The organism is Cupriavidus necator (assembly GCF_040578825.1).
GTDB lineage: Bacteria > Pseudomonadota > Gammaproteobacteria > Burkholderiales > Burkholderiaceae > Cupriavidus > Cupriavidus necator_E.
This window is the reverse complement of sequence record NZ_JBEFLI010000052.1, coordinates 1-18,947: the sequence shown is the minus strand read 5'-3', so window position 1 is coordinate 18,947 and position 18,947 is coordinate 1. Positions and strand designations below refer to the sequence as shown.

Sequence of the window (18,947 nt, the reverse complement as noted above, 5' to 3'; positions counted from 1 at the left end):
GCGGGATCAATGCAGCGTACGCGGCGTATCGTCGTCCTCGTCCTCGTCCACCACCTCGACGCCGGAGGCGCCATGGGCGTGGCCGTGCTCGATTTCCTCGGCAGTGGCTTCGCGTACCTCGGAGACCTTGAGCCAGAAGCGCAGCGCCATGCCGGCCAACGGATGGTTGCCGTCCAGCACCACCTTGTCTTCGGCCACGTCGGTCACGGTGTAGATGACGGAGTCTTCTTCGTCGCCATCTTCGGGCATGCCTTCGAACTGCATGCCGACTTCCAGCGGCTCGGGGAAGCGGTTGCGCGGCTCGACCTTCACCAGATCGGCGTCGTAGTCACCGAACGCGTCTTCTGGCTCAAGCTGAAGCTGGGTTTCGAAGCCGGCGTCATGGCCGTCGAGCGCTTCCTCGATCTTGGGGAACGTGCCATCATACCCGCCGTGCAAATAGACCATGGCTTCATCTGATTCCTCGATCAGATTGCCCTGCGCGTCCGACAGCTTGTACATCACGGACACTACCGTGTTCTTAGCGATTTTCAATTCTTGACTCCATGAACGATTCCGCATTATACGCGCAGGCCCTGCCCCCTGGCCCCGTCGATCCAGACACTCCGCTCGACCTGCTTGGTGGCATGACGCCTGCTGCATTCATGCGGGATGTCTGGCATCAAAAGCCCTTGCTCATTCGACAGGCGGTACCTGAAATCGTGCCACCTGTGTCGCGCGAGGCCCTTTTCGACCTTGCCGATCGCGACGACGTCGAGTCGCGCCTGGTGACGCACTTCCGCAACCGCTGGAAGCTCGAACATGGTCCATTTGCGCGCGAAAACCTCCCCGGCGTCAAGACCCGGCAATGGACCCTGCTGGTACAAGGGGTGAATCTGCACGATGCCGCCGCGGCGGAACTGATGGGCCGCTTCCGCTTCGTGCCCGACGCGCGGCTGGATGATCTGATGATCAGCTACGCCACTGACGGCGGCGGCGTGGGCCCGCACTTCGACTCCTACGATGTGTTCCTGCTGCAAGTGTCGGGCCGGCGGCGCTGGCGCATCTCGTCGCAGACCAGCCTGGAGCTGGTGCCCGACATGCCGCTGAAGATTCTTGCCGATTTCAGTGCGGAAGAAGAATTTGTGCTGGAACCCGGCGACATGCTTTACCTGCCGCCGCAATATGCGCACGACGGTATTGCCGAAGGCGAATGCATGACCTGCTCGATTGGTTTCCGCGCGCCCGCCTACCGCGAACTGGCGGGGCATTTCCTCGCATGGTTGTCGGAGACAGTGGAAGATAACGAAGACCTCGGCGGCCGTTATGCCGACCCCGGCGAGCGCGCCGCCGCGCGTCCCGCACAATTGCCCGCCGGCATGGCCAAGGCGGTTGCCGAACGCCTGAAGGCGCTGCAGTGGAACAGCCAGATGGTGTCTGAATTCCTGGGCAGCCATTTGTCCGAACCCAAGCCCGGCGTCGAGTTTGCCGAGATATCAGAGATTCCGCAGCGCCGTTATGCGAAACTGGCGGCCCAGCATGGCGTCGTTCTTGCATCGGCATCCATTGCCCTATACGACCGGACCAATTTCTTTCTGAATGGCGAAGCCTACGAGCCGCCGGTCGAACTGATGCCCTGGCTGAAAAAGCTGGCCGATTATCGCCACCTTAGTGCCGAGGACGTTGTGGCCTGCGCCGACCTGCCAGACTTGATGGAAACTTTCCATCACTGGACGCTTGAAGGATGGCTGCTATTGGGCCCGCGGCTGTAATAATGCGTAACAATGCGAATCAGCAAATTTCTGCGCTACACAAGCCGGGAAAACGCGGATATAATCGGCGGCTGGCTAGTACTGTGGACCACTGCATATGTCGGCACCCGGGAGGGCCTCTATTTTGCAGTACAAGAGCGATAATTACCGGTAATTATTCATCGCCTGTTTTTCGTTATTACAAGTTAAAGGACGAACAATGAAGAAGTCTCTCCTGATCGCATCGCTGCTGGCCGCTGTTGCTCTCGCCGCCTGCGGCAAGAAGGAAGAACCGGCTGCTCCGGCCGCTGACACGGCTGCTCCGGCTGCCACGGCTCCGGCTGCCGAAGCTTCGGCTCCGGCTGCTACGGCTCCGACCGCTGCTGCTGACGCATCGGCTCCGGCTGCTGACGCATCGGCTCCGGCCGCTGACGCTTCGGCTCCGGCTGCCAAGCAGTAATCGGTTCCTGACCGATAAAAAAACCGGCCTTCGGGCCGGTTTTTTTATTTGGGGCGGCGCCACTGCATTGCGCCCCACTACCCTTCCGCGGCCGGCCCGTCAGGCGCGCACCGCCTGCCAGTCCAGGCCCTCGTCCTGGTCCGCCACCAGCACATCGGCCGGCAACGCGCCCAACGCGCCCGCCAGCGCGCCGGTAGCCAGCTCGCGCGTGTTGTTCTGCTTGCTCAGGTGCGCGGCGACCACGCGCTTCAGTCCCGCATGGGCCACCTGCGCGAGGATGCTGGCCGCCACCTCGTTGGCCAGGTGGCCGAAGTCGCCGCCGATGCGCCGCTTCAGCGACGCCGGATAGACCGAATTGCGCAGCATCTCGCGGTCATGGTTGCATTCCAGCACCAGCGCGTCGACACCCGACAGCCGTGCCGTCACATAGGGTGTTTCCATGCCGGCATCGGTCAGCACACCCAGGCGGGCCTGCCCGTCCGACAACACGAACTGCAGCGGCTCGCGCGCATCGTGCGGAACGGTATAGGGCATGACCTGCAAGCCGCCTACGCTGAACGTATGATCGGCGCAACAGACCCGCACGTCGGCCGCATCGGCGCCGCGCAGACGGGAAGTGGCCAGCCAGGTGCCGTGGCTGGTGTAGACGGTGAGGCGGTGACGTGCCGCGAAGGCGTACGCCGAGCCGACATGGTCGCCGTGTTCGTGCGTGACCAGCACCGCGTCGAGCTGGTCCGGCGTGACGCCCAGGCGCTCCAGGCGCCGGGCGGTCTCGCGGATGCCGAAACCGCAGTCAAGCAGTACGCGTGTGGTGGTGGTGTCTTCGCGGGATTCGATCAGCAGCGAGTTGCCCTCGCTGCCGCTGCCAAGGAAGGCGAAGCGCATCATGGCCGCGCCCACCCAGGCTCGCCCCGCCGGCGCCGTGGGCGCCGGCCGGTGGAGATGCCGGTCACCCGCCGGCTCAGTGCAGTTGCTCGTCGAGCAGCGACAGGATGCGCTTGCCGATTTCGCCGGTCTCCGGCTGGCCGGCGTCGTTGAGCACCGTCACCAGCGTACCGCTGCCCGTGCCCTTGAGCGACACGCGGTACTTCTTGGCGGTCTTCGGATCCTCGGGCTTGGTGAACAGCTTGGAGAAGAAGCCGCGGTTGTCGGCGGTGGTGCGCGGGTCGACATAGCGCACGTAGTACAGGCCCTGCGCGCGGTCGCGGTCTTCAACGGTGAAGTTGACGCGGTCCAGCGACAGGCCCACCGAGCGCCAGGCGCGGTCGAACGGCTCCGGCAGCTGCAGCGCCGGGGCTCCGTTGACCTGGGCCAGGTACGACTTCTGCGGGGCGCCTTCCGCCGGAGCGGCTGCACCAGCCGTAGCGGCAGCGGCCGTGCCGCCAGCAGCGGCAGTGCCGGCCGCGGCCGGGTTCTTGGCCATGCGGTCGGCCTGCTCCTTCTGCACGCCCAGGCGCTGGGCCAGGCGCGACAGGAACTCGGCTTCCAGTTCGGGATCGGCCGGGCGCGGGGTCCAGACCGTGCTGGACTTGTCGATGCCGGTCAGCTGCTCCTGCGCGCCGCGGTGGCTGACATAGACCTCCAGCGTACCGTTCTGCGAGCGCTCGACACGGGTGCGGAACTTGTCGCGCTCCGAAGTCGAATACAGCCCGTCGAACACCTTGCCGATGGTATTGCGGACGATGTCCTGCGGAATCTTGGCGCGGTTCTCGGCCCAGTCGGTTTCCATGATGCCGGTCTCGGGCGAGTCCTGCACCAGCAGGAAACCGCTTTCCTGCCAGAAGCCGCGCAGTTGCTGCCAGAGCTGGTCGGCACGCATGCCGTTGCTGATCACCAGCCAGCGCTGGTTGCCGTCGCGCTCCATGCGGATGCCCTGCGCGGAGGGCAGCACGTTCTCGGTCGGGGATTGCTCGCGTACCTTGGTGGCCTGGCTGTAGTTCGACAGCGTCGAGGTGCCGTTCGCGTCGGGCACCGAATAGCGGCGATCGCCCTCCAGCTTGGTCAGGTCCGGCGGGATGTCCAGCGTGGGCGTGCGCTTCTGCGCCGACGACTTGTAGTCGATCTTGTCCGGCTGCATCGCTTCGTTGATGCTGCTGCAGCCGGTAATCACGCCCGCGGCAAGCACGGGCACAACCAGTGCGGCGCGGCGGACTTGCGTCGCGCCGCGGCGGTTAAGCTTCAGTTTCATTGACACGCAATCCTAGTAGAGCGAGCGACAGCTAGACGCCGCGTGAGATCAGGCCAGCAGGCCGGCGGCGGCCAGTGCCTTGCGTACGGTTTCGTGGTTGCTCTCGGACAGCGGGGTCAGCGGCAGGCGGATACCGCCCTGCATCTTGCCCATCTGCTGCAGCGCCCACTTCACCGGGATCGGATTGGCTTCGATGAACATGGCCTTGTTCAGTCCGATCAGTTCCATATGCAGGCGGCGTGCGGTGACAACGTCGCCCTTGAGTGCCGCGGCGCACATTTCGTGCATCTTGCGCGGCGCCACGTTCGCGGTGACCGAGATATTACCGTGGCCGCCCAGCAGGATCAGCGCGACGGCCGTGGGATCGTCGCCGCTGTAGATGGCAAAACCTTCCGGCGCGTCGTTGATGAGCTGCGCGGCACGGTCGATATTGCCCGTGGCTTCCTTGACGCCGACGATGCCCGGCACCTGCGCCAGGCGCAGGATGGTGTCGTTGCTCATGTCGGCAACGGTGCGGCCCGGCACGTTGTACAGCAGCACCGGCAGCTCCACCGCTTCGGCGATGGTGCGGAAATGGCGGTACATGCCTTCCTGGGTCGGCTTGTTGTAGTACGGCACGACCTGCAGCGAAGCGTCAGCACCCACCTTCTTGGCGAACGCCGTCAGCTCGATCGCTTCCTTGGTGGAATTGCCGCCGGTGCCCGCGATGATCGGGATGCGCTTGCCGGACTGTTCCACGGCCACGCGGATCAGTTCGCAGTGCTCCTCGACGGTAACCGTCGGGGACTCGCCGGTGGTGCCCACGATCACGATGGCGTCGGTGCCTTCGGCAACGTGCCAGTCGACCAGTGCGCGCAGGGCCGGGAAGTCCAGGCTGCCGTCCTCATGCATCGGGGTGACGATGGCGACGATGCTGCCGGTAATCTGTGTCATAACGTTAGGGATTCGGGATGCGAATAACGGGATTGTACCGGAACCGCAGGCCGCTTCGACCGCTGCCCGGACAGGGGTTGATACCAACTGTTTCAACGTGTGCAGCGGCATTCTCGCCGACAGCCGCCGGCCCCGCCTCAGGGGTCGAGCCGGTAGCGTGGCGGCGCCTGCCCATGGCCAGCGCCATCCACCTCGCGCACCGCACATAGGCGCTGCACGAAGGCTGTTTTCGGCACTTCGATGACGCCGTCTTCATAGGCGATCACACGCAGGCCATGGGTGCGGGCCACCTCCAGCAGCTCGCCGGGGCGCAGCAGAAAATCCGGCCGCGATGGCTTGCCGACGGTCTCGTTGCCCGCGGCAAAGGTCTCGTACAGCCAGATGCCGCCCGGCGCCAGCGCCGCGGCCAAGTGCGGCCACAAGGGCCGGTGCAGGTAGTTGGTGACGACGATGGCGTCGAACGGCGCCTCGTTTTCCAGCGGCCAGGCGCCCTGCTCCAGCTCGACCACGAGGCCTTGCACGCCAGCCGGCAGGCCGGCGATGGCGTCGGCATCGCGATCCACCGCCAGCACCGCATGGCCGCGCGCGGCCAGCCAGGCGGCATGGCGCCCGCTGCCGCAGGCCAGGTCGAGCACGCGCGCCCCGGGGCGCAGCAGGTGGACCCAGCGCCTGACCCAGGCGGACGGTTCTGAAATACCGGCATGCGCGGTCGGCTGCAGCGGGATCATCGCGTTGCCCTCCCCGCTCACTGCAGCAGCATCACGATCGGGCGCAGCATCAGCTCGATCAGCGACATCAGCACGTTGACCACCGGCGTCATCCAGATCGTGGTGATCACGCCGGCGGCCACCAGCGCCAGCACCACGAAGATGCCGTACGGCTCGATGCGCGACACCGCGCGGGCAATGCCCTGCGGCAGCAGCGCGGTCAGCACGCGGCCGCCATCCAGCGGCGGCACCGGGAACAGGTTGAAGGCGGCCACCACCAGGTTGACGCGCACGCCGGCCAGCGCCATCTCGCCGAAAAACGGCTCGCGCACGCCGCCCCAGGTGAGGCCGATGGCCAGCAGCACCCAGACGAAGGCCTGCACCACGTTGCTGGCCGGGCCGGCGAGTGCCACCCACATGCCGTGCCAGCGCGGGTTGCGCAGGCGCTCGAACACCACCGGCACCGGCTTGGCGTAGCCGAACACGAACTGGCCGCTGGTCATGATGTAGAGCAGCAGCGGCACCGCGACCGTGCCGATCGGGTCGATATGGCGGATCGGGTTCAGGCTGACGCGCCCGAGAGAATAGGCGGTGTCGTCGCCGAAGACTTTGGCCACGTAGCCGTGCGACGCCTCGTGCAGCGTGATGGCGAACAGCACCGGCAGGGCATAGACCGCGAAGGTCTGGATGAGGGAGGAATCCATGGCCCCTATTCTAACTGCCCGGCATGCCGTCAGGCGCACGCTCGCGCACCCCCGGCAAACGCCCCGCGGGCACCGCTCTCAGAGCCCGAAGCGCGAGATATCGCCGCGGCCCTCGCGCACCAGCACCGGCTCGCCGCCGGTCAGGTCGATCACCGTGGTCGGCTGCGCCGGCGCCGGGCCGCCGCACACCACCAGGTCGAGATGCTTTTCCAGCCGGGCGCGGATTTCAGCCGGGTCGTTGAGCGGCTTCTCGTCGCCCGGCATCTGCAGCGTGCACGAGATCAGCGGTTCGCCGGTCTCGCGCAGCAATTCCAGCGGGATGGCATGGTCGGGCACGCGCACGCCGATGGTCTTGCGCGCCGGGTGCGACAGGCGCCGCGGCACTTCCTTGGTGGCTTCCAGGATAAACACGTAAGGGCCCGGGGTGGCGCCCTTGATCCAGCGGTATTGCCGGTTGTCGACGCGGGCGAAGTTGCCGATCTCGGACAGGTCGCGGCACATCAGCGTCAGGTGGTGGCGGTCGTCGATGCCGCGCAGCCGGCGCAGGCGCTCGACCGCCTGCTTGTCGTCGAGCTGGCAGGCCAGCGCGTAGCTGGAATCGGTCGGCAGCGCGATCAGCCCGCCCTTCTGCAGGATCTGGGCCGCCTGCTTGACCAGGCGCGACTGCGGATTGAGCGGATGGATCTCGAAGTACTGTGACATGGGCCAGGTGTCGGTGACGGATGCGGACGGATCGGGGGATCGGAACTGGCGCGCCGGCCCATGCCGGGCATGCGCTTACCAGTCGTGCCAGACCGGCGTGACCGACGCCGGCAGCGGTGGCAGCGAGCCCAGCTCCACCCGCCCTTCGCCAAGGCCGTGGAAGTCCGAGCCGCGCGAGGCCAGCAGGCCGTAATGGCGCGCCACATCGGCATAGCGGCGGTACTGGTCGGGGGTATGGCTGCCGGTCACGACCTCGACCGCGCCGCCGCCCAGCGCAGTGAATTCGTCGAACAGCGCATCGTGCTGGATGGCGGTGTAGTTGTAGCGGCCCGGGTGCGCCATCACGGCGACGCCGCCGGCGGCGCGGATCCAGCCGATCGCATCCGCCAGGCTGGCCCAGCGGTGGCCGACATAGCCGGGGCGGCCTTCGGACAGGTATTCGCTGAAGACGTCGCCAATGGTGGCGCAATGGCCCTCGTCGACCAGCCAGCGTGCGAAATGCGTGCGCGAGATCAGGTCCGGGTTGCCCACGAATTTAAGGGCGCCTTCGAAGGCGCCGGGGATGCCGACCCTGGCCAGCGCGTCGCCGATATCGCGGGCGCGGCGGGCGCGGCCGGAGCGGGTGTCGGTCAGGCCGTCGATCAGTTCGGGACAGAACGGGTCGATCTGCAGGCCGACGATATGGACGGTCTGCCCCGCCCAGGTCACCGAGATCTCCACGCCCGGCACATAGCGCATGCCGAATTCTTCCGCCGCGGCGCGCGCTTCGGCCTGTCCGGCCAGCTCGTCATGATCGGTCAGCGCCCACATCTGGACCCCCGCATCGCGCGCGAGCTGCGCCACCGCGCGCGGCGACAGCGTGCCGTCGGACACGGTGGAATGGCAGTGCAGGTCGGCGTTCAGGGCATGGGCGTTTTGCATCCGGCCATTCTACTCCCGTCGCCCCCCGTTGCGTGACGCGGGCGCGCCCCGCCAAAGCCCTGCCGGCAACGCTGGCGTCAGCGGAAAGCGGTCGTGCGGGGGGTATAGTCGGGCTTTGCACCGTCTTCTTCGGGCACCTGCCGTGCCTGCCATGCCAATGTCCAACGACACCTCCCCCGCCGTCACCACTACCGACGTCCTGATCGTGGGCGCCGGCCCGGTCGGGCTGTTCGCCGCGTTCCAGGCCGGCGTGCTCGGCCTCAAATGTGAACTGATCGATGTGCTCGACCGCGCCGGCGGGCAGTGCACCGAGCTGTATCCCGAGAAACCGATCTACGACATTCCCGCCGTACCGGGCTGCCTGGCGCAGGAGCTGGTGGACCGCCTGCTGGAGCAGTGCGAGCCGTTTGCCTTCCCGATGCACTTCAGCCAGCGCGCCGAAAGCCTGTCCGAAGTCCTGCCGCAACCCGCACAGGATGGCCATCCCGCCCACCCACGCCTGCTGGTGACCACCGACGCCGGCAAGCGCTTCGATGTCGCCGCGGTGCTGATCTGCGCCGGCGCTGGCGCGTTTGCGCCGCAGCGCGTGGCGCTGCCGGAAGCGCCGGCGCTGGAAGGCCGGCACGTGCACTACGCGGTGCGCGATGTGTCGCGCTTTGCCGGCAAGCGCGTGGTGGTGGCCGGCGGCGGCGACTCGGCGCTGGACTGGGCGCTGGCATTGCGCAAGGTGGCCGCGCGCGTGACGCTGCTGCACCGGCGCGAGGGCTTCCGCGCCGCCGATGGCACCGTTGCCGAGATGCGTGAAGCGGTGGCCGCGGGCGAGATGGATTTCGTGGTCGGCATGCTGGGCGCCTTGCGCACCGACGGCGCGGACGGCCCGCTCGCCGAGGTGGAAGTACGCACCCGCGACGGCAGCACCGTAGTGCCCGCCGACGAGCTGGTGGCGCTGTACGGCCTGGTGTCCGAACCCGGCCCGATCGCGCAGTGGGACATGGACATGCGCGCCGGCCGCATCCTGGTCGACACCACCACCTACGAAAGCTCGCGCCGCGGCATCTTTGCCGCGGGCGATATCGCCTACTACACCAACAAGCAGAAGCTGATCCTGTCAGGCTTCCATGAAGCGGCACTGGCGTTGCGCAAGGCCTATCACTATGCCTTCCCGGAAAAGGCGCTGGTGCACGTGCACACCAGCAACAACGCCGCGCTGAAGGAAAAGCTCACGCACGCCTGAGCGGCGGCGTCAGCCGCAGAACGCCTCGACCAGGGCCGCCACCGCGGCCGGCTGGTCGTGGTGCAGCATGTGGCCGGCATCGTCGACCACTTCTTCACGGAAATCGCGGAAGGCGCGGAAGCGCTCCTTGAACTCGGCGATGGTCTGCTTGTGGGCGATATGGCGCAGCGTGTCCGAATCGCGCGCCTCCACATGCAGCACCGGCGCGCTGACCTGCTCCCAGATCGCCATCACCTCATCGACCCGGTACAGCATCGGGTTGATCAGCTTGTGCGCGGGATCGCCCAGGATCTCCCAGCGGCCGTCGGCGTTCTGGCGCGACCAGTGCGCGGCGAGGAAAGCGGCGCGATCATCCGGCAGGCGCGGATTGGTCTTCTGCAAGCGCGCGGCGACACCCTCCACGCTGTCATACGTCTTCAGTGCGCCCCCCGCGCGCAATTCATCGAGCCAGCGGGCGTAGCGCTTCGGCGCGTGCTGCGGCCGCGTCGCGGTCATGCCGAAGCCCTCCAGGTCCACCACGCGGCGCACGCGCTCGGGGCGGATGCCGGCGTACAGGCAGATCACGTTGGCGCCCATGCTGTGGCCGACCAGGTCGACCTGCCCTTCGGGCTGGTAATGGTCGAGCAGCGCCTCGAGGTCGGCGATGTAGTCGCCGAACCAGTACGACTGCGTGCCCGGGTAGCGCGTGGGCCAGTCGGTCTCGCCAAACCCGCGCCAGTCCGGCGCGATCACGTGCCAGTCGCCGCGCAAATGGTCGACCAGGAACTGGAACGACGCGGCCACATCCATCCAGCCATGCAGCATGAACAGCTTGCGCGCGCCGGGCGCGCCCCAGTGGCGCACGTGGTAGCGCAGCCCGCGCAACGTGATAAATTCAGACCGCGAGGTTTCCTTGATTGTCATTGTCTCCACCCTTGCGTCTGGGTCTTCCTGCCGCTGAGCGCGGCGCCGCCGCGGGGGTGCACGGGAAGCCCAAACAAAATAGAACGATCGTTCGCTTGCGGCCATTATAGCGCCGGGCGGACCTACAGGAGACTTGGATGGCCGCAGCAGCCTTGCCGGCAAGCCGGCGCGACGATTACCGCGCCCTGTATGAATCCTTCCGCTGGGAAATCCCGCCACAGTTCAATATCGCCGAGGCCTGCTGCGCGCGCTGGGCGCGCGACCCGGCCACGATGGACCGCATCGTGGTCTATACCGAGCACGAGGACGGCCGCCGCAACGCCCATACCTTCGCCTATATCCAGGCCGAGGCCAACCGGCTCTCGGCGGCGCTGCGCGCGCTGGGCGTGGCGCGCGGCGACCGCGTCGCGATCGTGATGCCGCAGCGGATCGAAACGGTGATCGCGCATATGGCGATCTACCAGCTCGGTGCCATCGCGATGCCGCTGTCGATGCTGTTCGGGCCCGAGGCGCTGGCCTACCGCATCGCGCATAGCGAAGCCAGCGTGGCCATCGCCGACGAAACCTCGATCGACAACGTGCTGGCCGCGCGCCCGGAATGCCCGACGCTGGCCACCGTGATCGCCGCCGGCGATGCGCACGGCCGCGGCGACCACGACTGGGACGTGCTGCTGGCCGCGCAACTGCCCGCCTTCACCGCGGAGCAGACCAAGGCCGACGAGGCCGCGGTGCTGATCTACACCAGCGGCACTACCGGCCCGCCCAAGGGCGCGCTGATCCCGCACCGCGCGCTGATCGGCAACCTGACCGGTTTCGTCTGTTCGCAGAACTGGTATCCGCAGGACGACGACGTGTTCTGGAGCCCGGCCGACTGGGCCTGGACCGGCGGCCTGTGGGATGCATTGATGCCGGCGCTTTACTTCGGCAAGCCCATCGTCGGCTACCAGGGGCGCTTCTCCGCCGAGCGCGCCTTCGAGCTGCTGGAGCGCTACGCCGTCACCAACACCTTCCTGTTCCCGACCGCGCTCAAGCAGATGATGAAGGCCTGCCCCGAGCCGCGGCAGCGCTATGCGATCAAGCTGCGCGCGCTGATGAGCGCGGGCGAGGCCGTGGGCGAGACCGTGTTCGGCTGGTGCCGCGACGCGCTGGGCGTGATCGTCAACGAGATGTTCGGCCAGACCGAGATCAACTACATCGTCGGCAACTGCACCGCGCAGTACGACGACGAACGGCTGGGCTGGCCGGCGCGGCCGGGTTCGATGGGACGTCCCTACCCCGGCCACCGCGTGCAGGTGATCGACGACGAAGGCCGGCCCTGCGCGCCGGGCGAGGATGGCGAAGTCGCGGTCTGCGCCACCGATATCGCCGGGCATCCGGACCCGGTGTTCTTTCTCGGCTACTGGAAGAACGAGGCCGCGACCGAAGCCAAGTACGTCGAGCGCGACGGCCTGCGCTGGTGCCGCACCGGCGACCTGGCGCGCGTCGATGCCGACGGTTACCTGTGGTACCAGGGCCGTGCCGACGATGTGTTCAAGTCATCGGGCTACCGCATCGGCCCGAGCGAGATCGAGAACTGCCTGCTCAAGCATCCGGCGGTGTCGAACTGCGCGGTGGTGCCCTCGCCCGATCCCGAGCGCGGCGCGGTAGTCAAGGCCTTCGTGGTGCTGACACCGTCGGTGGCGCGCTCGTTCGACGGCGACGCGGCGCTGGTGGCGGAGTTGCAGGCGCATGTGCGCGGGCAACTGGCACCGTACGAATACCCGAAGGCGATCGAGTTTATCGACCAGTTGCCGATGACGACGACCGGCAAGATCCAGCGGCGGGTGCTGCGGCTGCTGGAGGAAGAGCGCGCAGCCAAGCACGCCTAAGCCCGCACGCGGCTGGCCGGCGGTTTGGCAGCGGGCCGGGCGTCATCCGCGGGAAAGACGCGCGCGCAGAGGAAATCGACCAGCGCCCGCACCTTGGGCGACGGATGCTTGCTTGCCGGCCAGAGGACATGGAAGGCCTTGGCCGGCCCCACATGGTCAGGCAGCACCTGGCGCAGGCTGCCATCGGCCAGCAGCGCACGGACCGAGAAATCCGGCAGGCAGGCAATGCCCAGGCCGCGCAGCACAAAACACAGGCGTGTCTCGATGTTGTTGCAGATCATCGAGGTCGGCAATGCCAGCTCGGGCGCGCCCGGCGCGCGCCGCAGCGGCCATGCCTCCAGCTTGCCGGTGTTGGGGAAGCGGTAGTGCAGGCAGGCATGGCTGGCCAGGTCGGCGGGCACCTTCGGCGTGCCGTGCCGCGCCAGGTACCCGGGCGAGGCGACCAGCACCGCCCGGAACGCCCCCAGCCTGCGGGCCGACAGGCGCGAGTCGGTTGGATCGCCGGTGCGGACCACCGCATCGAAGCCCTCTTCGATGACATCCACCACCTGGTCGGTGAAGTCCAGATCCAGCTCGATGTCCGGGTACCCGCGCATGAAATCGCCGAGCACGGGCAATACCAGCGAGCTGACCTGCGGCAGGCTGACCCGCAGGCGCCCGCGCGGGGCTGCGGTGGCCTCGGCCAGCTCCAGCTCCGCCGCTTCGATCTCGGCCAGCACGCGGCGGCTGCGCTCAAGGAACAGCGCGCCTTCGGCGGTCAGCGTGACGCTGCGCGTGCTGCGGTGGAACAGCCGCACGCCAAGCCGCTCTTCCAGCCGCGCCACGCTCTTGCCGACTGCGGACGCCGACACGCCCAGCAAGCGGCCGGCGGCGACAAAACTGCGCGTCTCGGCAACCTGCACGAACACCGCAAAGCCACTCAGGCTGTCCATGATGCCACCCCGATTACGGACATAAAGTTCCGGAGAAAAAGGAACTGTAACCCACTTTTTCTTTAATGGCCGGCTGCTTATCGTGGGCGGGTCGTTCATTGAAAAAGGAATCCCCGTGTCTCTCCCCGCATTTGCACCGCATGCCGGCGTGCTCTCCGGCGTGTCCCCAGCTTCCCTGCCTGAGCGCATCGACGCCGTTGTCCGGCAGGCGCTGGACGAGAAGCGCCTGGTCGGCGCGGTGGTGCTGGTCAGCCGTGATGGCGAACCGGTCCACCGGCAGGCGGCTGGCGTGGCGGACCGTGAGAGCGGGCGACCGATGACGCTCGATGCCGTCTTTCGCCTCGCTTCCGTAAGCAAACCCATCGTCTCCGTGGCTGCGCTGGTGCTGGCGGCGCGGGGCCGGCTCGACCTTGACCAGGGTATCGACCGGTGGCTGCCCGAGTTCCGCCCGCGCCTGGCCGACGGCCGCCCGGCACGGATCACGGCGCGGCAATTGCTCAGCCATACGGCAGGTCTGGGCTATCGCTTCTTCGAGCCCGACGCGAACGGGCCCTATGCCCGCGCCGGCGTCTCCGACGGCATGGACGACGCCGCCATCAGCCTGCAGGAAAACCTGCGGCGCCTCGCCAGCGTGCCGCTGCGGTACGAACCCGGGACCGGTTGGGGCTATTCGCTGGCAACCGACGTGCTCGGTGCATTGATCGAGCGCGTGCACGGGTCGCCGCTGGACGTGGCAGTGCGCGAGCTGGTGACCGGCCCGCTGGGCATGGCGGATACCGGCTTCGTTGCGCGCGATGCGGCGCGGGTGCCGACTGCCTATGTCAACGACACACCGCAGCCGCACCGGCTGCTGGAAGGCGAAGTGGTGCCGGTAATGGAAGGCACGGTCGGCATTCCCTTCAGCGGCGCCCGCATCTTCAGATCCGACGCCTTCCCTTCCGGCGGCGCCGGTATGGCCGGCACCGCCGGCGACTTCCTGCGTTTGCTGGAAACCCTGCGTCAGGGCGGCGGCACCCTGCTGCCAGCCAGCCTGGTGGACGACATGGCGCGCGATCACGCCGCGGGCCTTGAGCTGCCCGATGCGCCGGGACTCGGCTTCGGGCTGGGCTTCTCGGTACTGCGCAACCCGCGCCAGGCCGACTCGCCTGAATCGGCGGGAACCTGGCGCTGGGGCGGTGCCTACGGCCATGCCTGGTTTGTCGACCGCAGCCAGGGACTGAGCGTGGTGGCGTTCACCAACACGCTGTACGAGGGCATGTCCGGCCGCTTCGTCACCGACGTGCGTGACGCGGTCTACGGCCTCACTCCGGCCGCTGCGCCAAAGCCATCCACCCGCAACGCAGAAACCCCGACCAAGGTGCCGGCATGACGACAGCCATCGACACACTCGCGACCCATGCTGAGCAGAAGGCGCAGCCCGCGCGGCTGCCGCTCCGGGCCCTCCTTGCACTCGCCGTCGCGGGGTTCATTACGGTCCTGACCGAGGCCCTGCCAGCAGGGCTGCTGCCCCAGATCGGCGCCGGCCTTGCCATCTCCGAGCCGCTTGCCGGCCAGCTCGTCACCATCTACGCCTTGGGCTCGCTGGTCGCCGCCATTCCGCTGACGGCGGCGACGCAAGGCATGCGGCGGCGGCCGCTGCTGGTGCTGGCCATCGCGGGTTTCGCCGTCGCCAATGCCGTGACGGCCTGGTCAGGCAGCTATGTCCTGACGCTGGCTGCGCGCTTTGTCGCCGGCGTGTCGGCTGGGCTGCTGTGGGCGCTGCTCGCGGGCTATGCCGCGCGCATGGTGCCGGATCACAGGAAGGGCCGCGCCATTGCCGTCGCGATGGTGGGCATCCCGCTGGCCTTGTCGCTGGGGGTGCCGTCCGGGACGTTCCTCGGTGCCATCATGGGCTGGCGGGCATGCTTCGGCATCATGAGCGTGATGACGCTGGGTCTGGTTGCCTGGGTGCTGGCAAGCGTGCCTGATTTTGCCGGCCAGCCCGCCAGCCAGCGGCTTCCGCTTGCGCGCGTGTTCACCATGCCGGGCGTGCGTCCGGTGCTGTTCGTGACGCTCGCCTTCGTGCTTGCGCACAACATCCTGTACACCTATATCGCGCCGTTTCTGCGGGAAGGGAACGCCGGAGCACGGCTTGACCTTGTGCTGCTTGTGTTTGGCGTGGCAGCGCTGGCCGGCATCTGGATCACCGGCGTGCTGATCGACAGGTGGCTGCGGACCCTGACGCTGGCGAGCACGCTGCTGTTCGGGGTTGCGGTAGTGGCGCTAGGCGCCGGAGGCGGGCACCCGGGCGTGATCTATGCCGCTGCGGCGATCTGGGGCGTGGGCTTTGGCGGTGTCTCGACGCTGTTCCAGACGGCGCTGGCGAAGACCGCCGGCAAATCCGCTGACGTGGCGCAGTCAATGCTGGTCACCGCATGGAATATCGCCATCGCCGGCGGCGGCGTCATTGGCGGCCTGCTGCTGGACGGGTTCGGGATCGGCGCATTCCCGCCGGCGCTGGCTGCGCTGCTCGCTGCCACATGGGTAGCGGTCTGGTCGGCGCGCAGGCATGGCTTCCCGCCGCGCGGCTGACGCCTGGGGCAGCACTGCGCGAGGGTCCGATCAACCGGCCGAAGCCTCCAGCCACGCCAGCTCATCCTCGTCAAAACCCGCGGCACGCCGCGCATCGAGATTGAACGGCCCGCGCAGCTTCGGCGCCCGGTACCGCTCGGCCAGTTGCGCGTAGGTGGCCACCGGCTCCAGCCCCCGCTGCCCGCACAGCCAGCGGTACCAGTGGTTGCCGATCGCCACGTGCCCGACCTCGTCGCGCAGGATGATGTCGATGATGGCCGCGGCGGCATGATCGCCCGCCCCCGCCAGCTTGGCCCGCACCGGCGGCGACGCGTCGAGCCCGCGCGCTTCCAGCGTGCGCGGCACCAGCGCCATGCGCGCCAGCACGTCGCCGGCGGTCTTGTCGGTCATCTCCCACAGGCTGTTGTGGGCCGGGTAATCGCCATAGGACGCGCCGAGCGTGCCGAGATGGTCGGCCAGCAGCGTGAAGTGATACGCCTCCTCGTCAGCCACACGCAGCCAGTCGCGGTAGTACGAAGGCGGCATGCCGGCGAAGCGCCATACCGCGTCGAGCGCCAGGTTGATGGCGTTGAATTCGATATGGCACAGGGCATGGATCATGGCCGCGCGGCCGGCCGGGGTATGCAGCGAGCGGCGGCGGTCGACGTCCTGCGGCGCCACCAGCAGCGGCCGCTCGGGGCGGCCCGGGATGCGACCGGCATCCCCGGCTTCGATCGATTCGGCCGCGTCCAGCGCGTCGTCCGTCAGCGCCATCGCCTGGCGATACAAGGCCCGCGCCGCGGCCGCCTTGGCGGGCGCATCCGTCATGCACAGCACCGCCAGGGCCTGGCGGCGAGCCGAAAGTGATGGATCAGGCGAAGCGGCGGCAGGTGTTTTTTCTGGCATGGGCGTAAAATCCGGTCTGCCGCCATTGTAGGGCCTCGCCGGCACCCCGCTGCCGCGCCGCCGCTGGCATCCCGGCCTTGCTGCCGCGCAGCGCCCCACCGACCCTTTAAAGTCCGGCGGCAACCCCCACTTCAACAAAAGCCTTTCGTGCAGGAGACCTCATGGCGCTTTACCAGCTCGGCGACGTCAAGCCCAATATCGACAGCGATGCCTACGTGGCGCCCGAAGCCACCATTATCGGCAACGTGACCCTCAAGTCCCGCGCCAGTGCCTGGCCCGGTGTCGTGATCCGCGGCGACAACGAGCCGATCGTGGTAGGCCGGGACACCAATATCCAGGAAGGCTCCGTGCTGCACACCGATCCGGGCTGCCCGCTGACCCTGGGCGACAAGGTTTCGATCGGCCACCAGGCCATGCTGCATGGCTGCACCGTCGGCGAAGGCTCGCTGATCGGCATCCAGGCCGTGGTGCTGAACCGCGCCGTGATCGGCAAGGAATGCCTGGTCGGCGCCGGCTCGGTGGTCACCGAGGGCAAGGTCTTTCCGGACCGCTCGCTGATCCTGGGCGCGCCCGCCAAGGTGGTGCGCCAGCTGACCGACGAGGACGTCGCCAACCTCTATCGCAACGCCGAGACCTACGCCACGCGCCAGGCCATGTACAAGCAACAGCTCAAGCGGATCGGCTGAACCCAGTCCAGCGCCCCGCCGCGGCACTAACCGAAGCATCGACAGACATTGTGACCGATACCACCCCCCCCGACACCCTGCAGAAGTTCCTGTTCGACGCGGCCCCCGTGCGCGGCGAGCTGGTGCGCATGGAAGCCACCTGGCAAGAAGTGCTGGGCCGCCACCGCTACCCCGCGCCGGTCCGCCGGCTGCTGGGCGAGATGATGGCCGCCGCGGCGCTGCTGTCGGCCAACCTGAAGTTCAACGGCGCGCTGGTGATGCAGCTCCACGGCGACGGCCCGGTGCGCATGCTGGTGGTGGAGTGCCTGTCCGACCTGTCGATGCGCGCCACCGCCAAGCTGGCCGAGGGCGCCGAGATTGCCGACGACGCCACGCTGGCCGACCTGGTCCACGCGCATGGCCACGGCCGCTTTGCCATCACGCTGGATCCCAAGGACAAGCTGCCGGGCCAGCAGCCATACCAGGGCATCGTGCCGCTGGCCGACGCGCACGGCCCGCTGGGCTCGATCAGCGCGGTGCTGGAGCACTACATGCACGCGTCCGAGCAGCTCGACACGCGCCTGTGGCTGGCTGCCGACGACCATGTCGCCGCCGGCATGCTGCTGCAGAAGCTGCCGTCCTACGGCGGCACCGCCGAAGTGGGCGAAACCGGCGCGCCGCTGTCGAGCCATGCCAAGGCGCAGGACCTGGATACCTGGGACCGCGCCGTACAGCTGGGTAACACGCTCAAGGCCGACGAGCTGCTGGCCGAGACGCCCGACACGCTGCTGCGCCGCCTGTTCTGGGAAGACCTGCAGGACGCCGGCCTGCGCGTGTTTGAGCCGCTGACACCGCATTTCCACTGCACGTGCTCGCGCCCCAAGGTGGCGGGCATGCTGCAGTCGCTGGGCCAGGAAGAGATCGAAAGCATCATCGCCGAGCGCGGCAGCGTCGAGATCCATTGCGACTTCTGCGGCCAGCGCTATGAGTTCGACCCGGTCGACTGCGCGCAGCTCTTCTCGGCCACCCATATCGCCACTGGCGCCGGAGCCGGCGCGCACCAGCACCACTGAACTCCGGCGCCAACGGCGCCGTCCCGGCAAGGCGCCAGGCGGCGCAACGGAAACATCCGCTGCGCCGCCTGGTCCAACGGCTGTACGATTGCAGTACCTCGCTGCAAGCCTGAGAACAGCCATGTCCGCCCGAGCCAATCCCTCCCTTCCTGAATCCCGCACGTCCGTGGCCGCCCTGCGCGGCCTTGCCACCGGCGTCGCCATCGGTGCGCTGCTGCTGGCCGCCGGCTGCGCCGGGATGCCGCGCGACGTCAATGGCGCACCGCCCACCGCGCGGCTCGCGCCCAATGCCATCCCGCCTGCGCCGCTGACGCCGGAAGCGAGGAAGAAGCTCGATGCGCTGAACCAGCAGGTGCTGCGCGAACAGGATGCGGCAATTGCGCGGGAGCAGCAGGCCGAGGCGTATGCGCGGGCGGCTTATGCCTATCCCAATACGAGCTGGAATCTGTATTACGGCGGGTGGGGTGGCGG

General features: G+C 67.9%; 20 protein-coding genes. 9 read left to right on the top strand and 11 right to left on the bottom strand.

The window, feature by feature from the left end:
- Positions 1-6: 6 nt before the first annotated feature.
- Positions 7-534 carry an FKBP-type peptidyl-prolyl cis-trans isomerase gene (locus AB1I47_RS23045; protein WP_354686033.1) on the bottom strand — a complete coding sequence of 176 codons (528 nt, stop codon included), beginning with the start codon at positions 532-534 and terminating at the stop codon, positions 7-9.
- 11 nt (positions 535-545) lie between these two features.
- Between AB1I47_RS23045 and AB1I47_RS23040 the strand changes: the two genes are divergently transcribed.
- Together AB1I47_RS23040 and AB1I47_RS23035 are read left to right on the top strand one after the other, a co-directional pair.
- The gene (locus AB1I47_RS23040; RefSeq protein WP_354686032.1) at positions 546-1,751 is read left to right on the top strand and encodes a cupin domain-containing protein; all 1,206 of its coding nucleotides are present in this window, start codon (positions 546-548) and stop codon (positions 1,749-1,751) included.
- Positions 1,752-1,950: 199 nt separating this feature from the next.
- Positions 1,951-2,190 (top strand): hypothetical protein, encoded by a 240-nt coding sequence (locus tag AB1I47_RS23035; RefSeq protein WP_354686031.1) that lies wholly within the window; start codon positions 1,951-1,953, stop codon positions 2,188-2,190.
- Between the two features lie 99 nt (positions 2,191-2,289).
- Here the strand turns inward: AB1I47_RS23035 and AB1I47_RS23030 are convergent, their stop codons facing one another.
- The 7 genes from AB1I47_RS23030 to AB1I47_RS23000 all read right to left on the bottom strand — a co-directional run bounded on the left by AB1I47_RS23030 (position 2,290) and on the right by AB1I47_RS23000 (position 8,345).
- A complete protein-coding gene (locus AB1I47_RS23030; protein WP_354686030.1) occupies positions 2,290-3,078 on the bottom strand; it encodes an MBL fold metallo-hydrolase in 789 nt (262 codons plus the stop codon).
- Positions 3,079-3,151: 73 nt separating this feature from the next.
- The gene (gene bamC, locus AB1I47_RS23025; protein ID WP_354686029.1) at positions 3,152-4,378 is read right to left on the bottom strand and encodes an outer membrane protein assembly factor BamC; all 1,227 of its coding nucleotides are present in this window, start codon (positions 4,376-4,378) and stop codon (positions 3,152-3,154) included.
- A 48-nt stretch (positions 4,379-4,426) separates the two neighbouring features.
- Positions 4,427-5,311 (bottom strand): 4-hydroxy-tetrahydrodipicolinate synthase, encoded by an 885-nt coding sequence (dapA, locus tag AB1I47_RS23020; RefSeq protein ID WP_354686028.1) that lies wholly within the window; start codon positions 5,309-5,311, stop codon positions 4,427-4,429.
- A gap of 137 nt (positions 5,312-5,448) precedes the next feature.
- A complete protein-coding gene (locus tag AB1I47_RS23015) occupies positions 5,449-6,039 on the bottom strand; it encodes a class I SAM-dependent methyltransferase (protein WP_354686027.1) in 591 nt (196 codons plus the stop codon).
- A gap of 17 nt (positions 6,040-6,056) precedes the next feature.
- Positions 6,057-6,722 (bottom strand): site-2 protease family protein, encoded by a 666-nt coding sequence (locus AB1I47_RS23010; protein WP_354686026.1) that lies wholly within the window; start codon positions 6,720-6,722, stop codon positions 6,057-6,059.
- A 78-nt stretch (positions 6,723-6,800) separates the two neighbouring features.
- The gene (locus AB1I47_RS23005; protein WP_354686025.1) at positions 6,801-7,424 is read right to left on the bottom strand and encodes an L-threonylcarbamoyladenylate synthase; all 624 of its coding nucleotides are present in this window, start codon (positions 7,422-7,424) and stop codon (positions 6,801-6,803) included.
- A gap of 75 nt (positions 7,425-7,499) precedes the next feature.
- A complete protein-coding gene (locus tag AB1I47_RS23000) occupies positions 7,500-8,345 on the bottom strand; it encodes a 3',5'-nucleoside bisphosphate phosphatase (RefSeq protein ID WP_354686024.1) in 846 nt (281 codons plus the stop codon).
- A 151-nt stretch (positions 8,346-8,496) separates the two neighbouring features.
- Between AB1I47_RS23000 and AB1I47_RS22995 the strand changes: the two genes are divergently transcribed.
- Complete coding sequence (locus AB1I47_RS22995) at positions 8,497-9,579, top strand: NAD(P)/FAD-dependent oxidoreductase (protein ID WP_354686023.1); 1,083 nt, start codon at positions 8,497-8,499, stop codon at positions 9,577-9,579.
- A gap of 9 nt (positions 9,580-9,588) precedes the next feature.
- Here the strand turns inward: AB1I47_RS22995 and AB1I47_RS22990 are convergent, their stop codons facing one another.
- Positions 9,589-10,482 (bottom strand): alpha/beta fold hydrolase, encoded by an 894-nt coding sequence (locus AB1I47_RS22990; RefSeq protein ID WP_354686022.1) that lies wholly within the window; start codon positions 10,480-10,482, stop codon positions 9,589-9,591.
- 137 nt (positions 10,483-10,619) lie between these two features.
- On the opposite strand from AB1I47_RS22990, the gene AB1I47_RS22985 reads away from it, so the two are divergent.
- The gene (locus tag AB1I47_RS22985) at positions 10,620-12,350 is read left to right on the top strand and encodes an acetate--CoA ligase (protein ID WP_354686021.1); all 1,731 of its coding nucleotides are present in this window, start codon (positions 10,620-10,622) and stop codon (positions 12,348-12,350) included.
- Here the strand turns inward: AB1I47_RS22985 and AB1I47_RS22980 are convergent.
- A complete protein-coding gene (locus AB1I47_RS22980; RefSeq protein ID WP_354686020.1) occupies positions 12,347-13,282 on the bottom strand; it encodes a LysR family transcriptional regulator in 936 nt (311 codons plus the stop codon). The genes AB1I47_RS22985 and AB1I47_RS22980 overlap by 4 nt on opposite strands.
- A gap of 148 nt (positions 13,283-13,430) precedes the next feature.
- On the opposite strand from AB1I47_RS22980, the gene AB1I47_RS22975 reads away from it, so the two are divergent.
- Together AB1I47_RS22975 and AB1I47_RS22970 are read left to right on the top strand one after the other, a co-directional pair.
- A complete protein-coding gene (locus tag AB1I47_RS22975; protein ID WP_407935890.1) occupies positions 13,431-14,651 on the top strand; it encodes a serine hydrolase domain-containing protein in 1,221 nt (406 codons plus the stop codon).
- Positions 14,648-15,853 carry an MFS transporter gene (locus tag AB1I47_RS22970; RefSeq protein ID WP_354686018.1) on the top strand — a complete coding sequence of 402 codons (1,206 nt, stop codon included), beginning with the start codon at positions 14,648-14,650 and terminating at the stop codon, positions 15,851-15,853. The genes AB1I47_RS22975 and AB1I47_RS22970 overlap by 4 nt, the downstream gene beginning before the upstream one ends.
- A 30-nt stretch (positions 15,854-15,883) precedes the next feature.
- Here the strand turns inward: AB1I47_RS22970 and AB1I47_RS22965 are convergent, their stop codons facing one another.
- Positions 15,884-16,738, bottom strand: coding sequence for a ferritin-like domain-containing protein (locus AB1I47_RS22965; RefSeq protein ID WP_354686017.1), 855 nt, complete (start codon positions 16,736-16,738; stop codon positions 15,884-15,886).
- Between the two features lie 161 nt (positions 16,739-16,899).
- Here AB1I47_RS22965 and AB1I47_RS22960 point away from each other — a divergent pair, with 161 nt between their 5' ends.
- The 3 genes from AB1I47_RS22960 to AB1I47_RS22950 all read left to right on the top strand — a co-directional run.
- On the top strand, positions 16,900-17,424 hold the full coding sequence (locus AB1I47_RS22960) for a gamma carbonic anhydrase family protein (protein ID WP_354686016.1): 525 nt from the start codon (positions 16,900-16,902) through the stop codon (positions 17,422-17,424).
- Between the two features lie 50 nt (positions 17,425-17,474).
- Positions 17,475-18,476 carry an Hsp33 family molecular chaperone HslO gene (gene hslO / locus AB1I47_RS22955; RefSeq protein WP_354686015.1) on the top strand — a complete coding sequence of 334 codons (1,002 nt, stop codon included), beginning with the start codon at positions 17,475-17,477 and terminating at the stop codon, positions 18,474-18,476.
- Positions 18,477-18,597: 121 nt separating this feature from the next.
- Positions 18,598-18,947: hypothetical protein (locus AB1I47_RS22950; RefSeq protein ID WP_354686014.1), on the top strand; the 350-nt coding region annotated here is incomplete at its 3' end.

Bases quoted from the DNA above. Each gene is read 5' to 3' on its own strand.
- AB1I47_RS23040 (WP_354686032.1), top strand. From the start codon at position 546: ATGAACGATTCCGCATTATACGCGCAGGCCCTGCCCCCTGGCCCCGTC.
- AB1I47_RS23035 (WP_354686031.1), top strand. From the start codon at position 1,951: ATGAAGAAGTCTCTCCTGATCGCATCGCTGCTGGCCGCTGTTGCTCTC.
- AB1I47_RS23030 (WP_354686030.1), bottom strand. From the start codon at position 3,078: ATGATGCGCTTCGCCTTCCTTGGCAGCGGCAGCGAGGGCAACTCGCTG.
- bamC (WP_354686029.1), bottom strand. From the start codon at position 4,378: ATGAAACTGAAGCTTAACCGCCGCGGCGCGACGCAAGTCCGCCGCGCC.
- dapA (WP_354686028.1), bottom strand. From the start codon at position 5,311: ATGACACAGATTACCGGCAGCATCGTCGCCATCGTCACCCCGATGCAT.
- AB1I47_RS23015 (WP_354686027.1), bottom strand. From the start codon at position 6,039: ATGATCCCGCTGCAGCCGACCGCGCATGCCGGTATTTCAGAACCGTCC.
- AB1I47_RS23010 (WP_354686026.1), bottom strand. From the start codon at position 6,722: ATGGATTCCTCCCTCATCCAGACCTTCGCGGTCTATGCCCTGCCGGTG.
- AB1I47_RS23005 (WP_354686025.1), bottom strand. From the start codon at position 7,424: ATGTCACAGTACTTCGAGATCCATCCGCTCAATCCGCAGTCGCGCCTG.
- AB1I47_RS23000 (WP_354686024.1), bottom strand. From the start codon at position 8,345: ATGCAAAACGCCCATGCCCTGAACGCCGACCTGCACTGCCATTCCACC.
- AB1I47_RS22995 (WP_354686023.1), top strand. From the start codon at position 8,497: ATGCCAATGTCCAACGACACCTCCCCCGCCGTCACCACTACCGACGTC.
- AB1I47_RS22990 (WP_354686022.1), bottom strand. From the start codon at position 10,482: ATGACAATCAAGGAAACCTCGCGGTCTGAATTTATCACGTTGCGCGGG.
- AB1I47_RS22985 (WP_354686021.1), top strand. From the start codon at position 10,620: ATGGCCGCAGCAGCCTTGCCGGCAAGCCGGCGCGACGATTACCGCGCC.
- AB1I47_RS22980 (WP_354686020.1), bottom strand. From the start codon at position 13,282: ATGGACAGCCTGAGTGGCTTTGCGGTGTTCGTGCAGGTTGCCGAGACG.
- AB1I47_RS22970 (WP_354686018.1), top strand. From the start codon at position 14,648: ATGACGACAGCCATCGACACACTCGCGACCCATGCTGAGCAGAAGGCG.
- AB1I47_RS22965 (WP_354686017.1), bottom strand. From the start codon at position 16,738: ATGCCAGAAAAAACACCTGCCGCCGCTTCGCCTGATCCATCACTTTCG.
- AB1I47_RS22960 (WP_354686016.1), top strand. From the start codon at position 16,900: ATGGCGCTTTACCAGCTCGGCGACGTCAAGCCCAATATCGACAGCGAT.